The sequence below is a fragment of the Cellulomonas sp. Leaf395 genome, from assembly GCF_001424125.1.
In the GTDB taxonomy this organism is placed as follows: domain Bacteria; phylum Actinomycetota; class Actinomycetes; order Actinomycetales; family Cellulomonadaceae; genus Cellulomonas.
This window is the reverse complement of sequence record NZ_LMQI01000001.1, coordinates 103,232-121,939: the sequence shown is the minus strand read 5'-3', so window position 1 is coordinate 121,939 and position 18,708 is coordinate 103,232. Positions and strand designations below refer to the sequence as shown.

Here is an 18,708-nt window from a genome sequence, read left to right as displayed (position 1 = left end):
TCGTCATCCTGTCCGCCTCAGCGCATGTCTGCGATGGCGAAGCCATCCATGTCGTCGAATGACTGGTTCTCGCCGGCCATCGCCCACACGAAGCTGTAGCTGGCGGAGCCCACACCGGAGTGCACCGACCAGCTGGGCGAGATGATGGCCTGCTGGTCGGCGACGATCAGGTGCCGCGTCTCCGAGGGGTGTCCCATGAGATGGATGATCCTCGCCTCGGGCGCCATGTCGAAATAGAGGTAGGCCTCGGTGCGTCGGTCGTGGGTGTGCGCGGGCATGGTGTTCCACATGCTGCCCGGGTGCAGGGTGGTGACGCCCATGACGATCTGGCAGCTGAGCACCCCGTTCTCGTGGATGTACTGGTTCAGCGTCCGTCGGTTCGACGTCAGCGGATCGCCCAGCTCACGGACGATCCCGCCGCCGGCCTCGACCAGCGTCGTCGGGTACGCCGTGTGCGCGGGTGCCGAGACCAGGTAGAAGCGGGCGGGTTCCGCCCCGTCGGTCGACGTGAGCACCACGTCGCGGGCGCCCCGGCCGATGTACAGGCAGGACCCGTGGCTCAGGGCGTGCTCGGTGCCGACGACCGAGACCGTGCCGTGGCCGCCGACGTTGACGATCCCGGCCTCCCGGTGCTCGAAGAAGAACTCGGAGCGGAGCTCCGGGAACGTCGGCAACGAGATCGGTCCCGTGACCGGGGTGGCCCCCAGGAGGACGACCCGGTCGTGGTGCGTGTAGACCGACGCCACGTCGTCGTCGACGAAGAGGTCCTGGACGAGGTACCGGCGGCGGAGCTCGGCGGTGTCCATGGCGGGAACGTGCTCGGGGCTCGTGGCGTACCGCTGTTCCATCTGATGCATGAGCTGCCTTTCGAGTGGGGTCGACTACAGCAGGCCGAAGAGGCCCGGCAGCCAGAGGGACAGGGCAGGCACGAAGGTCACCAGCAGGAGCACGGCGACGAGCGCGAGGAAGAAGGGCATGAGCCGCCCGATGACGGACTCGACCTTGACGCCCGCGACTTGCGCGCCGACGAAGAGCACCGGGGCCGATGGTGGTGAGATCACCGCGATGCAGAGGTTGAACGTCATCATGATCCCGAAGTGCACGGGGTCGATCCCGTACTGCATGGCGATCGGCAGGAAGATCGGCGTGAAGATCAGGATGGCCGGGGTCGCGTCCAGCGGGATACCGATGATCAGCAGGACCACCATCATGATCAGCAGGACGACGAACTTGCTGTCCGTGAACCCGAGGAGAGTCTCCGCGATCAGCTGCGGGATCTTGGTGAAGCTCATGACGAACGACATGATCGACGAGACGCCGATGAGGAAGATCACCACGGAGCTGGTCCGTGCCGCGTTGTACAGGATGTGCGGCAGGTCCTTGATCTTGATCGCCCGGTAGAGGAACCCCAGCAGCAGCGCGTAGACGACCGCGATCGCGGAGGCCTCCGTCGCGGTGAAGAAGCCGCCGATGATGCCGCCGATCACGACCACGACGAGGGTCAGCGACGGCAGCGCCTGGACGAACGTGCGCCCCAGCTCGCCGAGGCTCGACCGCACGGGCGCCTTGAGCTCGGGGTGCTTGCGGGCGTAGAACCAGACGACCGCCATGCAGGCGACGCCCCAGAGGATGCCCGGGATGTAGCCGGCCATGAAGAGCGCCCCGACGGACGTCCCGCCGCTGGCCAGCGCATAGACGATCAGCAAGTTGCTGGGCGGGATGACCATGCCGCTCGGGGCCGAGGCGACGTTGGTCGCGGCGGTGAAGCCCTTGTCGTAGCCTTCGCGCGCCTGCATCGGCGCCATCGTCGTGCCGACGGCCGCCGCCGCCGCGATGGCCGACCCGCTGACCGAGCCGAACAGCATGTTGGCCAGGACGTTGGTCTGGGCCAGCGGCGCCGGCGTCCTGCCGACGAGCACCTTGGCGAGGTTGATGAGCCGGGTCGCGATCCCGCCGTTGTTCATGATGCCGCCGGCGAGCACGAAGAACGGGATGGCCAGCAGGGCGAACGAGTTGACGCCCGTGAACATCCGCTGCGCCGAGGTGGTGGCGCCGTTCTCCAGCCCGAGGACGAGGATCATCGAGATGGCCGACGGGAGGCCGATGCTGATGCTGATCGGTGCCCCGATCAGCATCAGCACGACCATCCCGCCGAGCATGACTGCGCTCACGAGCGCGACGTCGTTCACAGCTCCACCCCGTCCTCTGCGGCGATGTGCTCGAGCCCGGTGTAGCCAGGCGAGAGCGTCCTGATCAGGTGGTAGATCAGATAGAAGGTGAGCAGGACCCCGGAGATCGGTACCGCGAGATAGAGCACCCCCGCCGAGATCGGCAGGACCGGGTTGAGCTGGTGCATGGTCTGGGCGGCGTTGAGGTAGCCGCCCCAGACCATGACGACGAGCGCGAACGTGAGCGTGGCGAGGTACGCCACGATCTCGAGCACCCGCTGAGCGGCGAGAGGCGCCTTCTGCACGAAGTAGTCGATCGCCACGTCGGCCTTCTCACCCGTCGCGATCGAGATCCCGATGAGGCTCAGCCAGATGAACACGTACCTGGCCAGCTCCTCGGACCAGATGCTCGGGTTCGACAGGACGAGGCGCGTGAAGACCTGCCACGTCACGAGGACGACGAGGAGCGCGAAGAGACTGACGCAGATCGTGCGCAGGACCATGTCGAGCAGCGACTTGAACCTGGCCAGCACCGACGGCCGTGGTGCGCTCTCAGAGCTCAGCGGGTGCTCGCTCACTTAGCGGCTGCCCGGACCTTGGCGTGGATGTCCTTGATGAAGTCGTTGGTCAGCTTCGACTGCGTGAGCGGGGCGATGGCCTCGGCGAACGCCTCCTCGTCGACCTCGTTGAACTTGGCGCCGTCAGCGATCGCCTTCTCCTTCGAGACCTCGATCTCGGTCTTCCAGAGGGCACCCTCCTCCTCGACGGCCGCGGCGATCTCCTCGGCGAAGATCTCCTGCACGTCCTCGGGCAGCCCGTCCATGACGCTCGGGTTGCTGATGAGGTAGTCGGGCAGCATGAGGTGCTTGGTGTAGCTGTAGTACGGCGCGACCTCGGTGTGCTTGACGTTCGCGTAGGTGAGCTCGTTGTTCTCGGCGCCGTCGATGACACCGGACTGGATGGCCGTGTAGACGTCGCCCATGCCCATCGGGGTACCCGTCGCCCCCATGAGCTCCATCATCTCGATGTTGGTCTCGGACTCGATGACGCGGATCTTCATGCCCTCCATGTCCGCGGGGGTGACGATCGGCTTGATCGAGTTGTACATCGAGCGGATGCCGCCGTGGAACGAGCCCAGGACGCGCAGGTTCTGGTCGTCCAGCGACGCGTACAGCTCGGAGACGATCTCCGGGTCGTTCGTGGTCTCGCGCTGGTGGTCCTGCGAGTCGAACGTGAACGGCAGGTTGAAGACGACGAAGTCGGGGTTGTAGTTCTCGAGCAGCGGCGCGGCCACCATCGCGAACTCGATCGTCCCGGACTGGACCAGCTCGATGGTCTCCTTCTGGGCGCCGAGGGTCTCGTTGGGGAACACCTCGAGGTCGTAGGCGCCGTTGGTGCGCTCCTTGATCCGGTCGCCCATCGCGTCGAGCGCGATGTACTGGGGGTGGTTCGGCTGCTGGTTGAACGCCACCTTGAAGGTGGTCGTCGAGACGGCCTCTTCGCTGGAGCCGTCGGTCTCCGACGCGCCGGCGTCGGTCCCGCTGCTACAGGCGGCGAGCGTGAGGGCTGTGGCCCCGAGCAGTGCGGCGATCGACACGACCTTGCTTCGCATCATGGGATGACTCCTTCGTCGGCTCACACGGGTGAGCTCGCTGGTCGAGCAGGCGGGGTGAACTGGGGGTGCTGAGGGGCGTACGTGCAGACGTGCCGAGACTTCGTCGTCGTCGGGGACAGGCCTCGGTGCCTGTCTGGCCATGGAACTCGGTTCCGTACAGCGGAAAAGGTAGATAGTCTCGGTCTGCCCGTCAAGTCACCGCCGACTATCCGGAGGATCCATGCCCTCGCTTCACCACCTGCTGCTCTCGGGCTACATCGCTGCACCCGAGGACCCCACGGAGGAGGACGAGTTCTTCGCCGGCCTGGTCGATCTCGGCATCGGCGGCCTGGAGCACGCCCTCCCGCTGGAGGGGACCCGCAGCCTGGAGGCCAGCTGGGTGGCCCGGAACCTGCGGCCCGAGTGGGACGTCGTCGTCTCGCTCGTGCCGACGATGATGCCGCGGCTCGGCGTGGCGCCGACCTACGGCCTGGGCTCCCTTGACGAGGACCAGCGGGCGCTCGCGCTCGCCGACGTCGCCCGTGCACGGGACCTGGCCGTCACCCTGGCCGACTCCGACGGGCGCCGACGGGTGAGCGCGATCGAGGTGCACAGCGCCCCCGGACCGCGCAGCGGCTCGGTCGAGGCGTTCTCCCGCTCGCTGGACGAGATCCTCGGCTGGGACCTGGCAGGCGCCGAGCTCCTGGTCGAGCACTGCGACGCCTACGTGCCCGGCCTCACCCCTGCGAAGGGGTTCTGGACGCTCGAGGACGAGCTCGCGGTCGTGCGCTCGAAGGGCCTGCCGGCGGACGTGCTCGGCATGTGCGTCAACTGGGGCCGGTCCGTGATCGAGGGCCGCAGCACCGCCACCGCCGTCGAGCACACCCAGGCAGTGGCCGAGGCCGGCCTGCTGCGCATGCTCGTGCTCTCCGGGGCGACCGGCGAGTCGACCCCCTGGAACCCGCCGTGGTCGGACATGCACATCCCGCCCCGCTCCGACGACCACCCTGCCCTCGCCGCCTCCGCAGGCTCGCTCATGGGCCTCGCGGAGATCACCGAGACCCTCAAGGTCGCGGGCGACGTCCCGCGGGTCGGTGTCAAGGTCGGCGTCCGGCCGACGGACGCGGACGTCGCCACCCGGCTCGCTGTCGTGCGCGCATCGCTGGAGGTCGTCGCGGAGGCTCGGGCGAGCCTCTGACCTGGGGCTCGACCGCTGTCGCCGGCTCAGGCCACGGCGGCACGCTCGCGATCGAGGTGCGCGACGGCCGTCACCAGGCCGAACCGAGCGGCGAGCGCGTCGAGGCTCGTGAGACCAGGCACCCCGCGCTCGCTGTGCACGGCGACGAGCGCGGGGAGCAGGTCGTCGTGCGGGACCGGCACCGTCGCCTCGAGCAGCGTCTCGGTGCCCTCGGTCACCAGGTAGGACATCGCAGGCCCGAACTCGTCGGCCGGCGCGACCCGGAACCGCACGGATCCGACCTCGACGGGCGCGGGCAAGGGCTGGCCGGACACGTGCCCGATCTCCAGCAGGTCCCGGATCGCCTTGGCGCCGGCAGCGTCCAGACCGGCCGAGGCGTCGAGGGAGTCCAGGTCCGCGAGCACCACGCACGACTCGGCGGGCTCGTCGGAACCGGGGTGCCAGGAGGCGTCGACCTCGAGCGCCAGGAAGCCGCCGCTCACCGAGAACGCGCCGCGGATCAGCGCAGCCCGCTCGTCGGCGGACAGGCCGCGCATCGGGTGACGACGAGTGGTCCCCGCGGAACCGCACGAGCACGAGAGAGTGATCATGGGTCAAGGGTGCAACCGACCACTGACACGCCCCCGCCGCACACGCCGCGATCGCCGAAGCACCGTTCTCTTACCGCAGCGCGAGGAGCTGGTGCACGAACGCGATCACCATGCCCCCTTCGCCCACCCCGGCGGCCACCCGCTTCACGGACCCGGACCGGACGTCGCCGGCCGCGAACAGGCCGGGCACGGTGGTCTCGAGCGCGAACGGGTCCCTGGCGTGCATCCACCCGCCCGACGACCGGGCATCGGGACCGGTGAGCACGTACCCGTGCGCGTCGCGCGCCACCTCGTCGGGGAGCCAGGAGGTGACGGCGTCCGCGCCGATCATCACGAACAGCACCTCGGCCTCATGGGTCACGACGGTCCCGGTGCGCCGGTCGACGACCTCGATCTGCTCGAGCACCTCCTGCCCGTGCAGCGCGGTCACCTCGGAGCGCGTCTCGACGGTGATGTGCCGGTTCGAGCCGATCTGGTCGATCAGGTACTGGGACATGCTCGACGCGAGCGACTCGCCGCGCACGACGAGGGTCACACTCCGGGCGAACCGCGAGAAGAACAGGGCCGCCTGTCCCGCGGAGTTGCCTGCGCCGATGATGTAGACATCTTTGCCGTGCGCCAGGCCGGAGTCGCTGCGCGCAGCGCCGTAGTAGACGCCGTTGCCGACGAAGCGGTCGATCTCCTCCAGGAGGAGGTGCCGCCACTCGACCCCGGAGGTCAGCAGCACGACCTTGGCGTCGACCTGCGCGCTCCCGTCCAGCGTCACGGACAACGTCCGGGGGTCGACGCCCTCGACGGTCCGCGTCACGACGATCTCGGCGCCCAGCCGTCCCGCCTGCCGCAGTGCCTTGCTGGCCAGCTCGTCACCCGAGACCCCGAACGGGAAGCCGGTGTAGTTCTCGATCCGTGTCGACGTCCCCGCCTGACCGCCCGGGGCGAACTTCTCGACGACCAGCGTGCGGAGACCCTCAGCCGCTCCGTTCACGGCCGCCGTGAGCCCGGTCGGTCCGCCGCCGACGATGACCACGTCGTACTCGTCGCGAGACGGCACCACCTGCAGCCCACCCGCGAGCGCAATCTCCCGCACAGCCGGGTCGACGAGCCGTGTGCCGTCGGCGAGCCGCACCACGGGGTCGTCGTGCCCGGCCGGCGTGTCGAGCGTGTCGAAGGAGATCTTGTTGCGGTGCAGGAACGTCCGCAGCTCGTGCACCCGCGGGTCGACCGGCCGGCCGATCACGACCATCTCCGGCGTGGGCTTCTCGGCGGCGATCTCCTTCAGACCCTCGATGCGCCCCTGCGCCAACGCACCCACCCGGGCGACGACCTGCGGTGCCGTGGCCGCGAGCGTGAAGAACGTCCCGACGTCCACCTTGACCATCCTCGACGCCTCGACCGCCACGCAGCTGGCCGGCATGTTCATGCTGAGCATGACCGGCACCTCCCCGTAGATCTCGCCGGGGCCGCGGGGGCCGATGACACGTTCGACGCCGTTGATCTCCTTGGTGAGGTCCACCCGTCCGTCCACGACGACGAACAACGCGCGCTCGTCCCCCTCGTGGACCGCGTACTCCCCGGGCAGCAGGGAGAAGTCTTCGACAGCGCGCGCGAGGAACCCGAGCTGGTCCGGTGTCAGGTCGGCGAACAGCGGGATGGCGGACAGCTCGGCTGCGGTGATCACGGGGCCTCGCGGGGACGGGTCGGACCAGATCCCCGCATCGTCGCAGACCTCGGCCCCCGGCCCTGCGTCCGCCGGACGCGGCGCGACCCCGGACCGTCGAGGTCCGGGGTCGCGCTGTGTGGGGTGCGGCGGGCCGCAGGCGCCTCAGCGGCGCCGGGTTCATCGCGGCTCGACCATCGGGTCGGCGACCGGCGCCACCGGCTGCCGCAGGATCGTCCGCTGTTTCTCCGGCTCGACCCTTCGCCGGTCGCTCAGGTAGATCTCGTGGTGCGTCCCCACCATGCGCAGCCCACTGTCCGGGATGAACTCGTGGTGCATGCGCGCGAGCACATCGGCTTCGTCGTCGAAGCTGCCGACGTGCAGCGTCTGCGCGCAAAGCCCCTCGGACAGCGCCTCGCACCGGAGGTCGCGCACCCGCGCCGACTGCCCCTTCGCGTCGACCTGCGAGACCGCAGCTGCGACCGCCTCCTGGTCCAGCCAGTCCGGGACCATCAGCATCAACGTCCAGTCCCACCGGGACTTGTCCCGTGCCACTGTGAAGGACTCAAAGTCCTCGGCCCACCACAGACCCTCCAGCGGCGGGACGACGTAGTCGCGTCCGAGCTCACGCTTGCTGGCGAGCTTCAGCGCGTACGCCACCGGGTAGAGCGCCTCGAGCGCCTCGCTGAAGGCCGGCGAGCCGTTGGGGTCTCCGTGGCCGTCGACCATCAGGTACTGGATGTCCGGCACGTCCACGAGCCGGAAGCGACCGCGCGTCGCCTGGTAGCTGTCGTAGGTCTTGACGTCGGTCTTGTCCGTCATCACACTCCCTCCCCACCGGTCTCCTCGCGGGCATCGACCGCAGGAGAGCGAGGGCTCGCTCAGCTCAGGTTTCGCGACCTGCGGTCAGGCGGCACGTCGACGCGCTCGGACGATCAGCGGGATCCCGACGCCGAGGCCGACGACGAGCAGCACGAGCAGCCACCAGACCCATGCCGGGGTGCCGTCAGCGACCTCGGCCGTGTCGTCGGCCGACGGGGACGGGGACGGTGTGACCTCCTGCGTCGGCGTGGGGGTCGGCGTCACGGTCGGGGTCGGCGTGGGCGTCGGCGTCGGTGTGGGGGTGGGGGTGGGCGTCGGGGTCGGAGCCGAGGTCGGCACCGGGGCGACGGCCGTCTCGGTCGGGGTGGGCTCCGGCTCCGGCGTGGGGGTCGGGGTGGGAGTCGGGGTGGGGGTCGGAGTCGGTCGCGGCCGCCGCGTGCGGGTCGGCTCGGGCTCGGTCGGAGTCGGCTCGGGCTCGGCGGTCTCCGACGGCGAGGGGCGGATGGGCGAGGTCACGGTCGGCGTCGGGAGCGACGGGACCGTGATCGTCGGGGTCGGGACAGTGATCGTCGGCGTGGGGATCGTGATCGTCGGGGTCGGACGAGGCAACCCGCCGTCACCGCACGCCGCCAGCAGGAGGACGGCCACGAGCACGCCGGCCACTCCCGAGGTCCGACGGACGACCTTCTGCCGTGCGTCCACGCCACGCCCCTCTCGGCAACCCGCTCGCATGCCCCCGGCCGCCACAAAGGCCAGGTCGTCGACCCCGCGGGCCGATGCGCATGGTCATCTGACCACAACTCGGGCGCAGCCGACGTGACCTTCTACCGCGGCGCGTCAGTCGGCCAGGCCCGACGAGACCAGCTTCCCGGCCCCCCCGGAGGTCCTGTCAGCGATCCGCAGAGCCCACGCACGAGGTGCGCGTCTCGTGTCCACCTGGACCGGCGTGTTCGTGCTGGCAGCGGCCGGTGTCCTCGACGGACGTCGAGCCGCTGTGCACTGGAAGCACGCGGACCGCTTCCGCGCGCTGTACCCGACCGTCGAGGTCGACTCGCACATGCTCTACCTCGACGAGGAGCGTGTCATCACCGCCGCCGGCACTGCCGGCGGGATCGACCTGAGCCTCCACATCCTCCGCACGGACCTGGGTGCGCGCGTGGCCCGGCACGTCGCCCGGTACATGGTGGTCGCGCCGCACCGGGACGGAACTCAGCCGCAGTACCTGCAGACGCCGGTCCAGGACTGGGCACCCCGTCCCGACGGCATCGCCCTCGCGATGGAGCACGCACTTCGCCACCTGGACACCGAGCTGACCCTGGACGAGCTGGCGCGAGCCGCGTTCATGTCCACGCGGCACTTCTCCCGGCGGTTCCGAGAGGTCACGGGTACCAGCCCGGCACGGTGGGTGACGAGCCAGAAGCTCGCGCGGGCGCTGGCACTGCTGGAGGAGTCCGACCAAGCCATCGAGGACGTCGCGTCCGCGGCGGGCTTCCGCAGCCCTGTGACGTTCCGACAGAGGTTCTCCGAAGGGCTGCACATGTCGCCCGCCGCCTACCGACGCATGTTCCGGAGCCGGCTGGCCGGGTGAGCCGCAGCCGTCCCGCGCAGCAGCGACTGAGCCCACCGACGACGAAACTCCCGGTCAGATCGCTCTGACCGGGAGTTTCGATACTGCTCAGGCGGTTTCTACAAGAACCACCCACGTGTGCGCGAGGGGGGATTTGAACCCCCACGCCCTTTCGGACACTGGCACCTGAAGCCAGCGCGTCTGCCGTTCCGCCACTCGCGCGCGCCGCAGAACATTAGCACGACGTCGGGGTTGCATCTGAACGCGGGCGCAGCCCGCTGACCCGTCCGGGCGAGACGCCGCGCGCACTTCGCCCCCCATCCGGCCCCGTACCGGCGCGTCACAGTTACGATCAAGGCGGATTGCGGTGAGGGCAGCTGCACGCAGACGTGCACGAGGGACGGGGGAGGTGGCAGTGGGCATCCTCGACAGGTTCGAGAACGGCGTGGAGCGGGTGGTCAACAACGCCATCGCCAAGGCCTTCAAGAGCGAGCTCAAGCCGCTCGACCTCGCCAGCGCGCTGCGCCGCGAGGTGGATGACAGGGCTGCCGTCGTGGGTCGGGATCGCACGGTCGTGCCCAACGAGTTCACGATCGAGCTCGCCACTGCCGACTACGACCAGGTGGAGTCGTGGGGTGCGGAGGCGTTGGCGGACGAGTTCGCCAACAACATCACCGACTACGCGGCCAGCCAGCGCTACGCGTTCGTGGGTCCGGTGACGGTCTCGTTCAGCGAGGACGGCGAGCTCGAGGCTGCGCGGTTCCGGGTGCACAGCGCCACGGTGCGCGGTGCGGTCGCGCCAGCGTCGGCCTCGTCGGCGCCCAGTGCGCGGCACCCTCTGGTGGACATCGACGGCCAGCGGTACATCCTCACGGGCCCGGTCACAGTCATCGGGCGCGGCTCGGAGGCGGACATCATCGTCGACGACCCGGGCGTCTCGCGGCGGCACCTGGAGATCCGGGTGACGGGCGACGGGGTGGTCGCGACAGACATGGGCTCGACCAACGGACTCTTCGTCGAGGGCCATCAGGTTCCTGCTGCGACCTTGCTGGACGGCAACACGCTGACCATCGGGCGCACCCGGATCCTGTTCTGGACAGGCGGCGAGCCGGACCTGGACGAGTGACGCCGGCACATGAGTGAACTGACGATCACCCTGCTCCGGCTGGGTTACCTGGCTCTGCTGTGGGTGCTCGTGCTCTTCGCCATCGGTGTGCTGCGCCGCGACCTGTACGGGACGCGCATCACGGACAGGCGTCGTCGCAAGGCCGTCCCTGCAGCGGCAGCTGCGTCGGTCGCGACCGAACCCACCAAGCCCGAGGGGGCGCCGGCCCGCGTCCCCCGTTCAGCGCGCGGCGGGAGCGGGCCCGGTCGGCTCGTCGTGACCGAGGGTCCGCTGCGCGGCACGATCGTCCCCCTGGGTACGTCGGCTGTGCTCATCGGCCGCGCACCGGGCTGCACGCTAGTCCTGGACGACGACTACTCGTCGTCGCGGCACGCGCGGATCTTCCCGCAGGGCGGCCAGTGGTTCGTCGAGGACCTCGGGTCGACGAACGGGACATTCGTGGCGGACCAGCGCGTCGAGGCTCCGACTCCCGTCCCGACGGGTACACCCGTCCGCGTGGGCCAGAGCGTTCTCGAGCTGCAGAGGTAACCCGGTGTCCGTCGCACTCAGATATGCGGCGCGGTCCGATGTCGGGCTCGTGCGCTCCAACAACCAGGACTCGGCGTACGCCGGTCCGCACCTGCTCATGGTCGCGGACGGCATGGGCGGGCATGCGGGTGGCGATGTCGCGTCCTCGGTCGCTGTCGCCGCGTTCGCACCGCTCGACGGCGAGTCGCACGGTCCCGACGATGCGCTGGACCAGCTGGAGACCGCGCTCGCCGACGCCCGCGACGAGATCATCGCGCGCAGCGACGCCGACCCGGAGCTGAGCGGCATGGGCACGACGGTGCTCGCCATCCTGCGGGCCGGCAACAAGCTCGCGATGGTGCACCTGGGCGACTCGCGCGGGTACCTGATGCGCGACGGCGTCCTCACGCAGGTCACCACCGACCACACGTTCGTGCAGCACCTGGTGGACATCGGCCGGATCACGCCCGAGGAGGCGGAGCACCACCCGCAGCGGTCGGTCGTGATGCGCGTGCTGGGCGACTTCGACCCGGAGGTGACCCCTGACCTGTCGGTCCGGGAGGCGCGCCGGGGCGACCGGTGGCTGCTGTGCTCGGACGGCCTGTCGGGCTTCGTGAGCGCGGAGACGATCGAGGAGACGATGGCGACGATCGCCGACGTCGACGCGTGCGCGGACCGGCTGGTCCAGCTGGCGCTGCGGGCCGGCGGCGGGGACAACATCACGGTCGTGCTCGCGGACGTGGTGGAGCTCGACGACGTCGCCGACGGCGAGGGCCCGACGACGAACGCGACGGTGGTGGGCGCCGCGGCACTGAGCCGCAACGACCCGACGGCCGCCGCTGCCAGCCCTGCGGCACGGGCCGCAGGGCTGGCGCGGGCCGCCCAGGTGGACGGCGACGCGCAGGAGGGCGCCCCGGCCGAGGCCGTGACCGACGAGGACGAGCAACCGCCGGCCCCGCGTCGCTGGCGGACGGTCGTCGTGTGGCTGGGGATCGCCGCAGTCGTCATCGGCGCCGCGCTGGTCGCGTACAGCTGGACGCAGACGCAGTACTACGTGGGAGTCGACGACGACGAGGTCGTGATCTACCGCGGTCTCCCGCAGACGCTGGGCCCGATCGCCCTGTCCTCCGTGGTGGAACGCACCGGGACGTCGGTGGAGGACCTCGACTCGCGCTACCTGCAGGAGCGCGTGGAGCAGACTATCCACGCCGACTCCCTCGACGACGCCCGCGGCCTGGTCGCGATGCTCGAGGAGGACATCGCTCCGTCGCCGCGACCGACCCCCACCTCGACCACCCCGACCGCCACGCCCGTCCCGTCCGGGACGGCCACACCGTGAGCCGCGAGTGATGGCTACCGTCCAGCCGCACCGGGTGCGGGCCGGCCGGGGTGTCGAGCTGGGCCTGCTGCTGCTCGCGCTCGCCATCGGCGTGGCGTCGTACGCGCTCGCCGGCATCGGCACCACCGACGAGGTGCCGCCCGACGTGATCGGCTATGGGGTCGGCATGGCGGCCCTCGCGATCGGCATCCACCTGGTGCTGCGGTGGCGTGCCCCGTTCGCGGACCCGGTGATCCTGCCGATCACGGTGGCGCTGAACGGCATCGGCCTCGCGATGATCTACCGGATCGACTTCGCGTACGCGGCGCGGGGTCGTGAGGACACGTTCGCGCAGCGTCAGCTGGTGTGGACGGCGGTCTCGGTGGTCCTCGCCGCGGCCGTCATCATCCTGCTGCGGGACCACCGCACGCTGAGGCGGTACACCTACACCGCGATGATCGCCGGTCTGGTTCTCGTCCTGCTACCGCTGGTCCCGGGGTTGGGCGTCAGCATCAACGGAGCCAGCATCTGGGTGCGCGTCGGCGGGGTCGGTTTCCAGCCCGCGGAGTTCGCCAAGATCGCGTTCGCCATCTTCTTCGCCGGCTACCTGGTCACCCATCGCGACACCCTCGCGCTCGCCGGGCCGAAGGTGCTGGGTCTCCAGCTGCCACGCCCACGGGACCTCGGCCCGATCCTCATCGTCTGGGGTGCGTCGGTGGCGGTCCTCGTCCTCGAGCGCGACCTCGGGACCTCGCTGCTGTTCTTCGGCCTGTTCGTCGCCATGCTGTACCTCGCCACCGAACGACTCAGCTGGGTGGTCATCGGGCTGCTCCTGTTCGTCCTGGGGGCGATCGTCGCCGCCAGCACGTTCGCCCACGTCGGAGCGCGGTTCGACGCCTGGCTGCACGCGTTCGACCCCGCCGTCTTCGACCAGAGCCCGGGCGGTTCGGGGCAGCTGGTGCGCGGGCTGTTCGGCATGGCCAGCGGCGGCCTGTTCGGCACCGGGTGGGGGCAGGGCCGCCCGGACCTGGTGCCGTTCGCGGAGTCGGACTTCATCGTCGCGTCCCTGGGTGAGGAGCTGGGCCTGACCGGGCTGCTCGCGATCCTGCTCTTCTACGCGATCCTCACGGAGCGCGGCATGCGCACGGCGATCGGGGTGCGCGACGGCTTCGGCAAGCTCCTGGCGGGTGGTCTGGCGTTCATCGTGGCGCTCCAGACGTTCGTCGTGGTGGGCGGCGTCACCCGGATCATCCCGCTCACGGGTCTGACCACGCCGTTCATCGCGTACGGCGGCTCGTCGCTCGTCGCCAACTGGGTGATCGTCGCCCTGCTGCTGCGGATCTCCGACGAGGCCCGGCGACCGGCACCGTCGATGAAGCCGACGCTGACGCCCGTCGCGGGCACCCCGGCGGTCGGCGACGACGACCAGCTGACCGAGGTCATGCGAGGGGTGCGATGAACACCCCGCTGCGCCGCCTCGCCACGGTCGTCCTTGTCATGTTCGTGGGCCTCATGGCCAGCGCCACCTGGGTGCAGTACGTCCAGGCCGAGCGCCTCAACAACGACAGCCGCAACGTCCGCACGCTGTACCGCGAGTTCGGCAACGCCCGCGGACCGATCGTCGTCGCCGGTGAGGCCATCGCGCTCTCCACGAAGGTCGAGGACGCCTACGGCTACCAGCGGTCGTACACCAACGGGGACCTCTACTCCGCCGTCACGGGCTTCTACTCCGTGGTGAACGGCCGCTCGCAGCTGGAGCGGGCCGCGAACGAAGAGCTGACCGGCCGCGGGGACCGCCTGTTCTTCTCCCGCATCCGCGACCTGATCACCGGGAGCCAGCCGGAGGGGGCGGCGGTCGAGACGACGATCAACCCCGCCGCACAGCAGGCGGCCTTCGACGGCCTGGCCGGCCAGCAGGGTGCCGTCGTCGCGATCGAGCCGTCGACCGGCAAGATCCTCGCCCTCGTCTCGACGCCGGGCTTCGACCCGAACGTGCTCGCGTCGCACGACATCACCGCCGCGAGCGCCGCCTACCAGGAGCTGGACGCCGCCGAGGGCAACCCGCTGCGCAGCAACGCGACGCAGGAGCGCTACCCGCCCGGTTCGACGTTCAAGCTGGTCACGGCCGCGGCGGCGCTCGAGAGCGGCCAGTTCACGCCCGACAGCACCCTGCCCGCCCCGGTCCGGCTGACGCTGCCGCAGACGTCCGCGACGATCGGCAACTTCGGCGGGGGTGGCTGCGGCGCCGACCCGATCACGCTGTCCGACGCGCTGCGCATCTCCTGCAACACGTCGTTCGCGCAGCTCGGCATGGACGTGGGCTCCGACGCGCTGCTCACGCAGGCAGAGCGCTTCGGGTTCAACGATCCCGACCTCACCATCCCCATGCTGGTGGCCGAGAGCGTGTTCCCCGAGGACATGGACGTGCCCGTCACGGCCCAGTCCGCCATCGGGCAGCGCGACGTGCAGGCGACGCCGATCCAGATGGCGATGGTGTCCGCGGCGATCGCGAACCAGGGCCAGCTGATGACGCCGTACCTCGTGCAGACGGTCCGCTCGGCGGACCTGCACCGCGTGTACGAGACGGAGCCGACGCTGTACTCGACGGCCACGTCCCCGGGGACCGCCGACTCGCTGCGGACCATGATGATCGGGGTCGTCGAGAACGGCTCGGGCGAAGCCGCGCAGATCCCCGGCGTCCAGGTGGCCGGCAAGACAGGCACCGCGCAGACGGCAGACGGTCAGGCGCCGCACGCGTGGTTCACCGCGTTCGCCCCCGCCGACGCCCCGCGCGTGGCGGTCGCGGTGATCGTCGAGCACGGGGGGAACGCGGGCAACGAGGCGACCGGCGGACGGGTCGCGGCCCCCATCGCGAAGGCCGTCATCGAGGCGGTGCTGGGATCGTGAAGACGGCATCGGGTCTCCTGCTCGGCGAGCGCTACCGGCTGGTCCGGCAGATCGCCGTCGGTGGCATGGGCGAGGTGTGGGAGGGGTACGACGACGCTCTCGCCCGCCCGGTCGCGGTCAAGGTGCTGCGCTCGGAGTTCGCCGGTGACCGTGGCTTCCTCGAACGGTTCCGCACCGAGGCGCGCAACTCCGCGTCCCTGTCGCACCCGAACATCGCACAGCTGTTCGACTACGGCGAGCAGGAGGGCTCCGGCTTCCTGATCATGGAACTGGTCGTCGGCGAGCCCCTGTCCGACCTGCTCGAGCGCGAGCCCGTGCTGCCCACCCGTCGCCTGTTGCCGATCCTCGCGCAGACGGCCCGCGCCCTGCACGCGGCGCACCTGGCGGGCGTGGTGCACCGGGACGTCAAGCCGGGCAACATCCTGCTGGGCCGCGGCGGCCGCGTGAAGATCACCGACTTCGGGGTCTCCCTGGCGCGCAACCAGCTGGCGATGACGGCGACGGGCATGGTGATGGGGACCGCCCAGTACCTGTCGCCGGAGCAGGCCGTCGGCAAGCCCGCGACCCCGCTGTCCGACCTGTACTCGTTGGGGATCATCGCGTACGAGGCCCTCGTCGGCCACCGGCCCTTCACCGGTCCGACGGCGGTCGACATCGCCGTGGCCCACGTGAACGACGCCGTCCCGCCACTGCCCGCGACCGTCGACAGGCCGCTGGCCGCCCTCGTCCTGCGGCTGCTGTCCAAGGAGCCGACCGCACGGCCGGCGTCCGGTGAGGAGCTGGCGCAGCTGCTGGACCGGCTGGTCCCGCGCACGCCGCCCTCCGGGGTCCCCGTCCTGGTCACGAAGGTCCAGCGCACCCCGGACACGTTCGCGACGGCGTCCACCTCGGCAGACGTCCCGGTCGGTGCTCCGCCGTCGTACCCGCCGCGGCGGACACGCCGCGCCGAGGAACCGTCGGGCCGCGCGGCAGCCCGGCGGGCATCGACGACCACGGGGGTGCGTCTCGGCCGCTCCGGACGGCTGTCGTGGCCGCTCCTCGCGCTGGTCCTGCTGCTGATCGGCCTCCTCGGTGCAGCCCTCGCGGCGAAGATCACCAGGGCGGACGGACCGCACGACGGCGCAACCCGGCTGGTGGCCTCGGCGGGCCACTACCCTCGTGCAGATGCCCCGGATGGGATGATCACCGACAACGGGTCGGTAGCGTTCGCCGCAGACCCCGCATCGACGGAAGCAAAGGACGCCTAGTGGTGGACGACGGATCCCGCACCCTCGCAGGACGGTACGAGGTCGGCGAGCTCATCGGCCGCGGTGGCATGGCCGAGGTGCACATCGGCCACGACACCCGACTCGGCCGCACGGTGGCCATCAAGATCCTGCGGTCCGACCTGGCGCGGGACCCGTCCTTCCAGAACCGGTTCCGCCGCGAGGCGCAGTCCGCCGCCGCGCTGAACCACCCCGCGATCGTCTCGGTCTACGACACCGGCGAGGACGTCTTCACGGAGCCGACCGGCGTCGTCGCGCACGTCCCGTTCATCGTCATGGAGTACGTCGAGGGCCACACCGTCCGCGACATCCTGCGCGACGGCCACGCGGTGCCCATCGAGGAGGCCGTGGAGATCACGGCCGGCGTGCTCTCGGCGCTGGAGTACTCGCACCACGCGGGCATCGTGCACCGCGACATCAAGCCCGCCAACGTCATGCTCACCCCGACGGGCGCTGTCAAGGTCATGGACTTCGGCATCGCCCGTGCGATGGCCGACTCCGCCGCGACCATGACCCAGACGCAGGCCGTCATCGGCACGGCGCAGTACCTCTCGCCGGAGCAGGCGCGCGGCGAGACCGTGGACGCCCGCTCCGACCTGTACTCCACCGGCTGCCTGCTCTTCGAGCTGCTCACCGGCCGTCCGCCGTTCACCGGTGACTCGCCCGTGGCCGTGGCCTACCAGCACGTCCGTGAGGCAGCGCCGGTGCCGTCGACGTTCGCCTCGGACGTCCCGGACTCGCTGGACCGCATCACGCTCAAGGCCCTGGCCAAGGAGCGCGACTCCCGCTACTCCAGCGCCGCCGAGTTCCGCTCCGACCTGGAGGCCGCCGTGCGCGGCGGGGCCGTGGGCGCACCGGCAGTCGGGGCGCTCGCCGCCGCGGCGCTGGTCGCGACGCCCGCCACCGAGGCCACGCAGCTGATGGCTCCGCCGGTCGCGACGACGCAGACGATGCCGGCGGCAACCTCGCCGTGGGGGTCGACCGGTGCGGCCGTCGCCACCGCCGACGGGCTGGACGACGAGGACGAGGGCAAGAAGCGGCCGTGGCTGCTGCCGTTGCTGATCGCGATCGCCGTGCTCGCGGTGGCGGGGATCGTGGCGTTGCTGATCGCGAACAACCGGGAGACGCCGGAGACGACCGTGCCGGTGCCGACGGTCGTCGGTCTGACCGAGGCCGAGGCCAGGACCATGATCACCGAGGCGGACCTGCTCTACGAACGCGCCGACGAAGCGAGCGACACGGTCGCGGTCGGCCTCGTCATCCGGACCGACCCGGCGGAGGGCACAGACGTCGAGAAGGAGTCGACCGTGACGGCCTTCGTCTCGACCGGACCCTCCAGCCTCGCTGTTCCGTCCGTCGCCGGTCGGACAGAGCAGGAAGCGACCGACATCCTGACGGAGGCGGGTCTCACCGTCTCGGCCAACCGTGAGGACGACGACAACCCCGCCTTCCCGCAGGGCCAGGTCACCAAGACGGAGCCCCCCGAGGGCACGTCGGTCACCGCCGGCTCGTCCGTCACGCTCTTCGTGTCCACGGGCAACGTGCTGGTCCCGGACGTGACGGGCAAGACGAAGGCCGAGGCGACCACCCTCCTCAACGACGCCAAGCTGCAGGTCAACACGTCGCCGGTCGAGAGCACCCAGACTCCCGACACGGTCGTCAGCCAGGACGTCCCCGCCGGCACGCCGGTCAAGCAGGGCCGGGTGATCAACCTCGAGATCGCCACCGCGCCCACCACGGCGACCATCCCGAACGACCTGGTGGGCAAGACGTACGAGCAGGCGGTGCAGCAGCTGCAGGGGCTCGGGCTGACGAACTTCAACCGCATCGACGACGAGTCGGAAGCCCCGGCCGGCACCGTGATCCGGACGGATCCGACGTCGGGCGACGAGGTCCCGCTGGACCAGCAGATCGACATCCATGTGGCGAAGGCACCGTCGGGCAGGAACAACAACAACCCGGCCCCGACGCCGACCACCACCTGACGCA

At 70.5% G+C, this 18,708-nt stretch carries 17 protein-coding genes, 1 tRNA gene and 1 pseudogene; 10 read left to right on the top strand and 9 right to left on the bottom strand.

Going from position 1 to position 18,708, the window contains the following annotated elements:
* Positions 1-17: 17 nt before the first annotated feature.
* From kduI to ASG23_RS00570, 4 genes are read right to left on the bottom strand one after another with little or no spacing between them, the layout of a single operon-like run.
* Positions 18-848, bottom strand: coding sequence for a 5-dehydro-4-deoxy-D-glucuronate isomerase (kduI, locus tag ASG23_RS00585; RefSeq protein WP_056018650.1), 831 nt, complete (start codon positions 846-848; stop codon positions 18-20).
* Positions 849-881: 33 nt separating this feature from the next.
* The gene (locus tag ASG23_RS00580) at positions 882-2,189 is read right to left on the bottom strand and encodes a TRAP transporter large permease (protein WP_082515623.1); all 1,308 of its coding nucleotides are present in this window, start codon (positions 2,187-2,189) and stop codon (positions 882-884) included.
* Positions 2,186-2,746: a TRAP transporter small permease gene (locus ASG23_RS00575; protein WP_056018647.1), complete on the bottom strand. Its 561-nt coding sequence runs from the start codon at positions 2,744-2,746 to the stop codon at positions 2,186-2,188. Before ASG23_RS00575 ends, ASG23_RS00580 begins: the two co-directional genes overlap by 4 nt.
* A complete protein-coding gene (locus tag ASG23_RS00570) occupies positions 2,743-3,783 on the bottom strand; it encodes a TRAP transporter substrate-binding protein (protein WP_056018644.1) in 1,041 nt (346 codons plus the stop codon). The genes ASG23_RS00575 and ASG23_RS00570 overlap by 4 nt, the downstream gene beginning before the upstream one ends.
* A 220-nt stretch (positions 3,784-4,003) precedes the next feature.
* Between ASG23_RS00570 and ASG23_RS00565 the strand changes: the two genes are divergently transcribed.
* Positions 4,004-4,960, top strand: a complete 957-nt coding sequence (locus tag ASG23_RS00565) for a DUF4862 family protein (RefSeq protein ID WP_056018640.1) — start codon at positions 4,004-4,006, stop codon at positions 4,958-4,960.
* Between the two features lie 26 nt (positions 4,961-4,986).
* On the opposite strand, the gene ASG23_RS00560 is transcribed toward ASG23_RS00565, so the two are convergent.
* The 4 genes from ASG23_RS00560 to ASG23_RS20205 form a co-directional block, all read right to left on the bottom strand.
* A complete protein-coding gene (locus ASG23_RS00560) occupies positions 4,987-5,550 on the bottom strand; it encodes a hypothetical protein (RefSeq protein ID WP_157465457.1) in 564 nt (187 codons plus the stop codon).
* A 70-nt stretch (positions 5,551-5,620) separates the two neighbouring features.
* Positions 5,621-7,228, bottom strand: a complete 1,608-nt coding sequence (locus ASG23_RS00555; protein ID WP_056018635.1) for an FAD-dependent oxidoreductase — start codon at positions 7,226-7,228, stop codon at positions 5,621-5,623.
* A 159-nt stretch (positions 7,229-7,387) separates the two neighbouring features.
* Positions 7,388-8,029 (bottom strand): GyrI-like domain-containing protein, encoded by a 642-nt coding sequence (locus tag ASG23_RS00550; protein ID WP_056018632.1) that lies wholly within the window; start codon positions 8,027-8,029, stop codon positions 7,388-7,390.
* Positions 8,030-8,113: 84 nt separating this feature from the next.
* On the bottom strand, positions 8,114-8,731 hold the full coding sequence (locus ASG23_RS20205; RefSeq protein WP_056018629.1) for a hypothetical protein: 618 nt from the start codon (positions 8,729-8,731) through the stop codon (positions 8,114-8,116).
* Positions 8,732-8,909: 178 nt separating this feature from the next.
* On the opposite strand from ASG23_RS20205, the pseudogene ASG23_RS20645 reads away from it, so the two are divergent.
* Both ASG23_RS20645 and ASG23_RS20640 read left to right on the top strand, forming a co-directional pair.
* A pseudogene (locus ASG23_RS20645) lies at positions 8,910-9,155 on the top strand (DJ-1/PfpI family protein); the annotation flags it as partial.
* 54 nt (positions 9,156-9,209) lie between these two features.
* Positions 9,210-9,617 carry a helix-turn-helix domain-containing protein gene (locus ASG23_RS20640; protein ID WP_327019458.1) on the top strand — a complete coding sequence of 136 codons (408 nt, stop codon included), beginning with the start codon at positions 9,210-9,212 and terminating at the stop codon, positions 9,615-9,617.
* 118 nt (positions 9,618-9,735) lie between these two features.
* Here the strand turns inward: ASG23_RS20640 and ASG23_RS00535 are convergent.
* A tRNA-Leu gene (locus ASG23_RS00535) sits at positions 9,736-9,818 on the bottom strand.
* A 193-nt stretch (positions 9,819-10,011) separates the two neighbouring features.
* Between ASG23_RS00535 and ASG23_RS00530 the strand changes: the two genes are divergently transcribed.
* The 7 genes from ASG23_RS00530 to pknB are packed head-to-tail and all read left to right on the top strand — an operon-like array spanning position 10,012 to position 18,704.
* On the top strand, positions 10,012-10,722 hold the full coding sequence (locus ASG23_RS00530; protein WP_056018623.1) for an FhaA domain-containing protein: 711 nt from the start codon (positions 10,012-10,014) through the stop codon (positions 10,720-10,722).
* A 9-nt stretch (positions 10,723-10,731) separates the two neighbouring features.
* Positions 10,732-11,250: an FHA domain-containing protein FhaB/FipA gene (locus ASG23_RS00525; RefSeq protein WP_056018618.1), complete on the top strand. Its 519-nt coding sequence runs from the start codon at positions 10,732-10,734 to the stop codon at positions 11,248-11,250.
* Positions 11,251-11,254: 4 nt separating this feature from the next.
* Positions 11,255-12,568, top strand: a complete 1,314-nt coding sequence (locus ASG23_RS00520; protein ID WP_056018615.1) for a Stp1/IreP family PP2C-type Ser/Thr phosphatase — start codon at positions 11,255-11,257, stop codon at positions 12,566-12,568.
* Between the two features lie 10 nt (positions 12,569-12,578).
* Positions 12,579-14,006 (top strand): FtsW/RodA/SpoVE family cell cycle protein, encoded by a 1,428-nt coding sequence (locus ASG23_RS00515; protein WP_056018610.1) that lies wholly within the window; start codon positions 12,579-12,581, stop codon positions 14,004-14,006.
* Complete coding sequence (locus ASG23_RS00510; RefSeq protein WP_056018607.1) at positions 14,003-15,454, top strand: peptidoglycan D,D-transpeptidase FtsI family protein; 1,452 nt, start codon at positions 14,003-14,005, stop codon at positions 15,452-15,454. The genes ASG23_RS00515 and ASG23_RS00510 overlap by 4 nt, the downstream gene beginning before the upstream one ends.
* A complete protein-coding gene (locus tag ASG23_RS00505; protein WP_056018604.1) occupies positions 15,451-16,701 on the top strand; it encodes a serine/threonine-protein kinase in 1,251 nt (416 codons plus the stop codon). Before ASG23_RS00510 ends, ASG23_RS00505 begins: the two co-directional genes overlap by 4 nt.
* Positions 16,701-18,704 (top strand): Stk1 family PASTA domain-containing Ser/Thr kinase, encoded by a 2,004-nt coding sequence (pknB, locus tag ASG23_RS00500; RefSeq protein ID WP_056018602.1) that lies wholly within the window; start codon positions 16,701-16,703, stop codon positions 18,702-18,704. The genes ASG23_RS00505 and pknB overlap by 1 nt, the downstream gene beginning before the upstream one ends.
* Positions 18,705-18,708: the final 4 nt, after the last annotated feature.

What these genes read in the sequence shown, in the direction of transcription:
- kduI (WP_056018650.1), bottom strand. Translation starts at nt 848, where the DNA reads ATGGAACAGCGGTACGCCACGAGCCCCGAGCACGTTCCCGCCATGGAC.
- ASG23_RS00570 (WP_056018644.1), bottom strand. Translation starts at nt 3,783, where the DNA reads ATGATGCGAAGCAAGGTCGTGTCGATCGCCGCACTGCTCGGGGCCACA.
- ASG23_RS00565 (WP_056018640.1), top strand. Translation starts at nt 4,004, where the DNA reads ATGCCCTCGCTTCACCACCTGCTGCTCTCGGGCTACATCGCTGCACCC.
- ASG23_RS00560 (WP_157465457.1), bottom strand. Translation starts at nt 5,550, where the DNA reads ATGATCACTCTCTCGTGCTCGTGCGGTTCCGCGGGGACCACTCGTCGT.
- ASG23_RS00550 (WP_056018632.1), bottom strand. Translation starts at nt 8,029, where the DNA reads ATGACGGACAAGACCGACGTCAAGACCTACGACAGCTACCAGGCGACG.
- ASG23_RS20640 (WP_327019458.1), top strand. Translation starts at nt 9,210, where the DNA reads ATGGTGGTCGCGCCGCACCGGGACGGAACTCAGCCGCAGTACCTGCAG.
- ASG23_RS00525 (WP_056018618.1), top strand. Translation starts at nt 10,732, where the DNA reads ATGAGTGAACTGACGATCACCCTGCTCCGGCTGGGTTACCTGGCTCTG.
- ASG23_RS00515 (WP_056018610.1), top strand. Translation starts at nt 12,579, where the DNA reads ATGGCTACCGTCCAGCCGCACCGGGTGCGGGCCGGCCGGGGTGTCGAG.
- ASG23_RS00510 (WP_056018607.1), top strand. Translation starts at nt 14,003, where the DNA reads ATGAACACCCCGCTGCGCCGCCTCGCCACGGTCGTCCTTGTCATGTTC.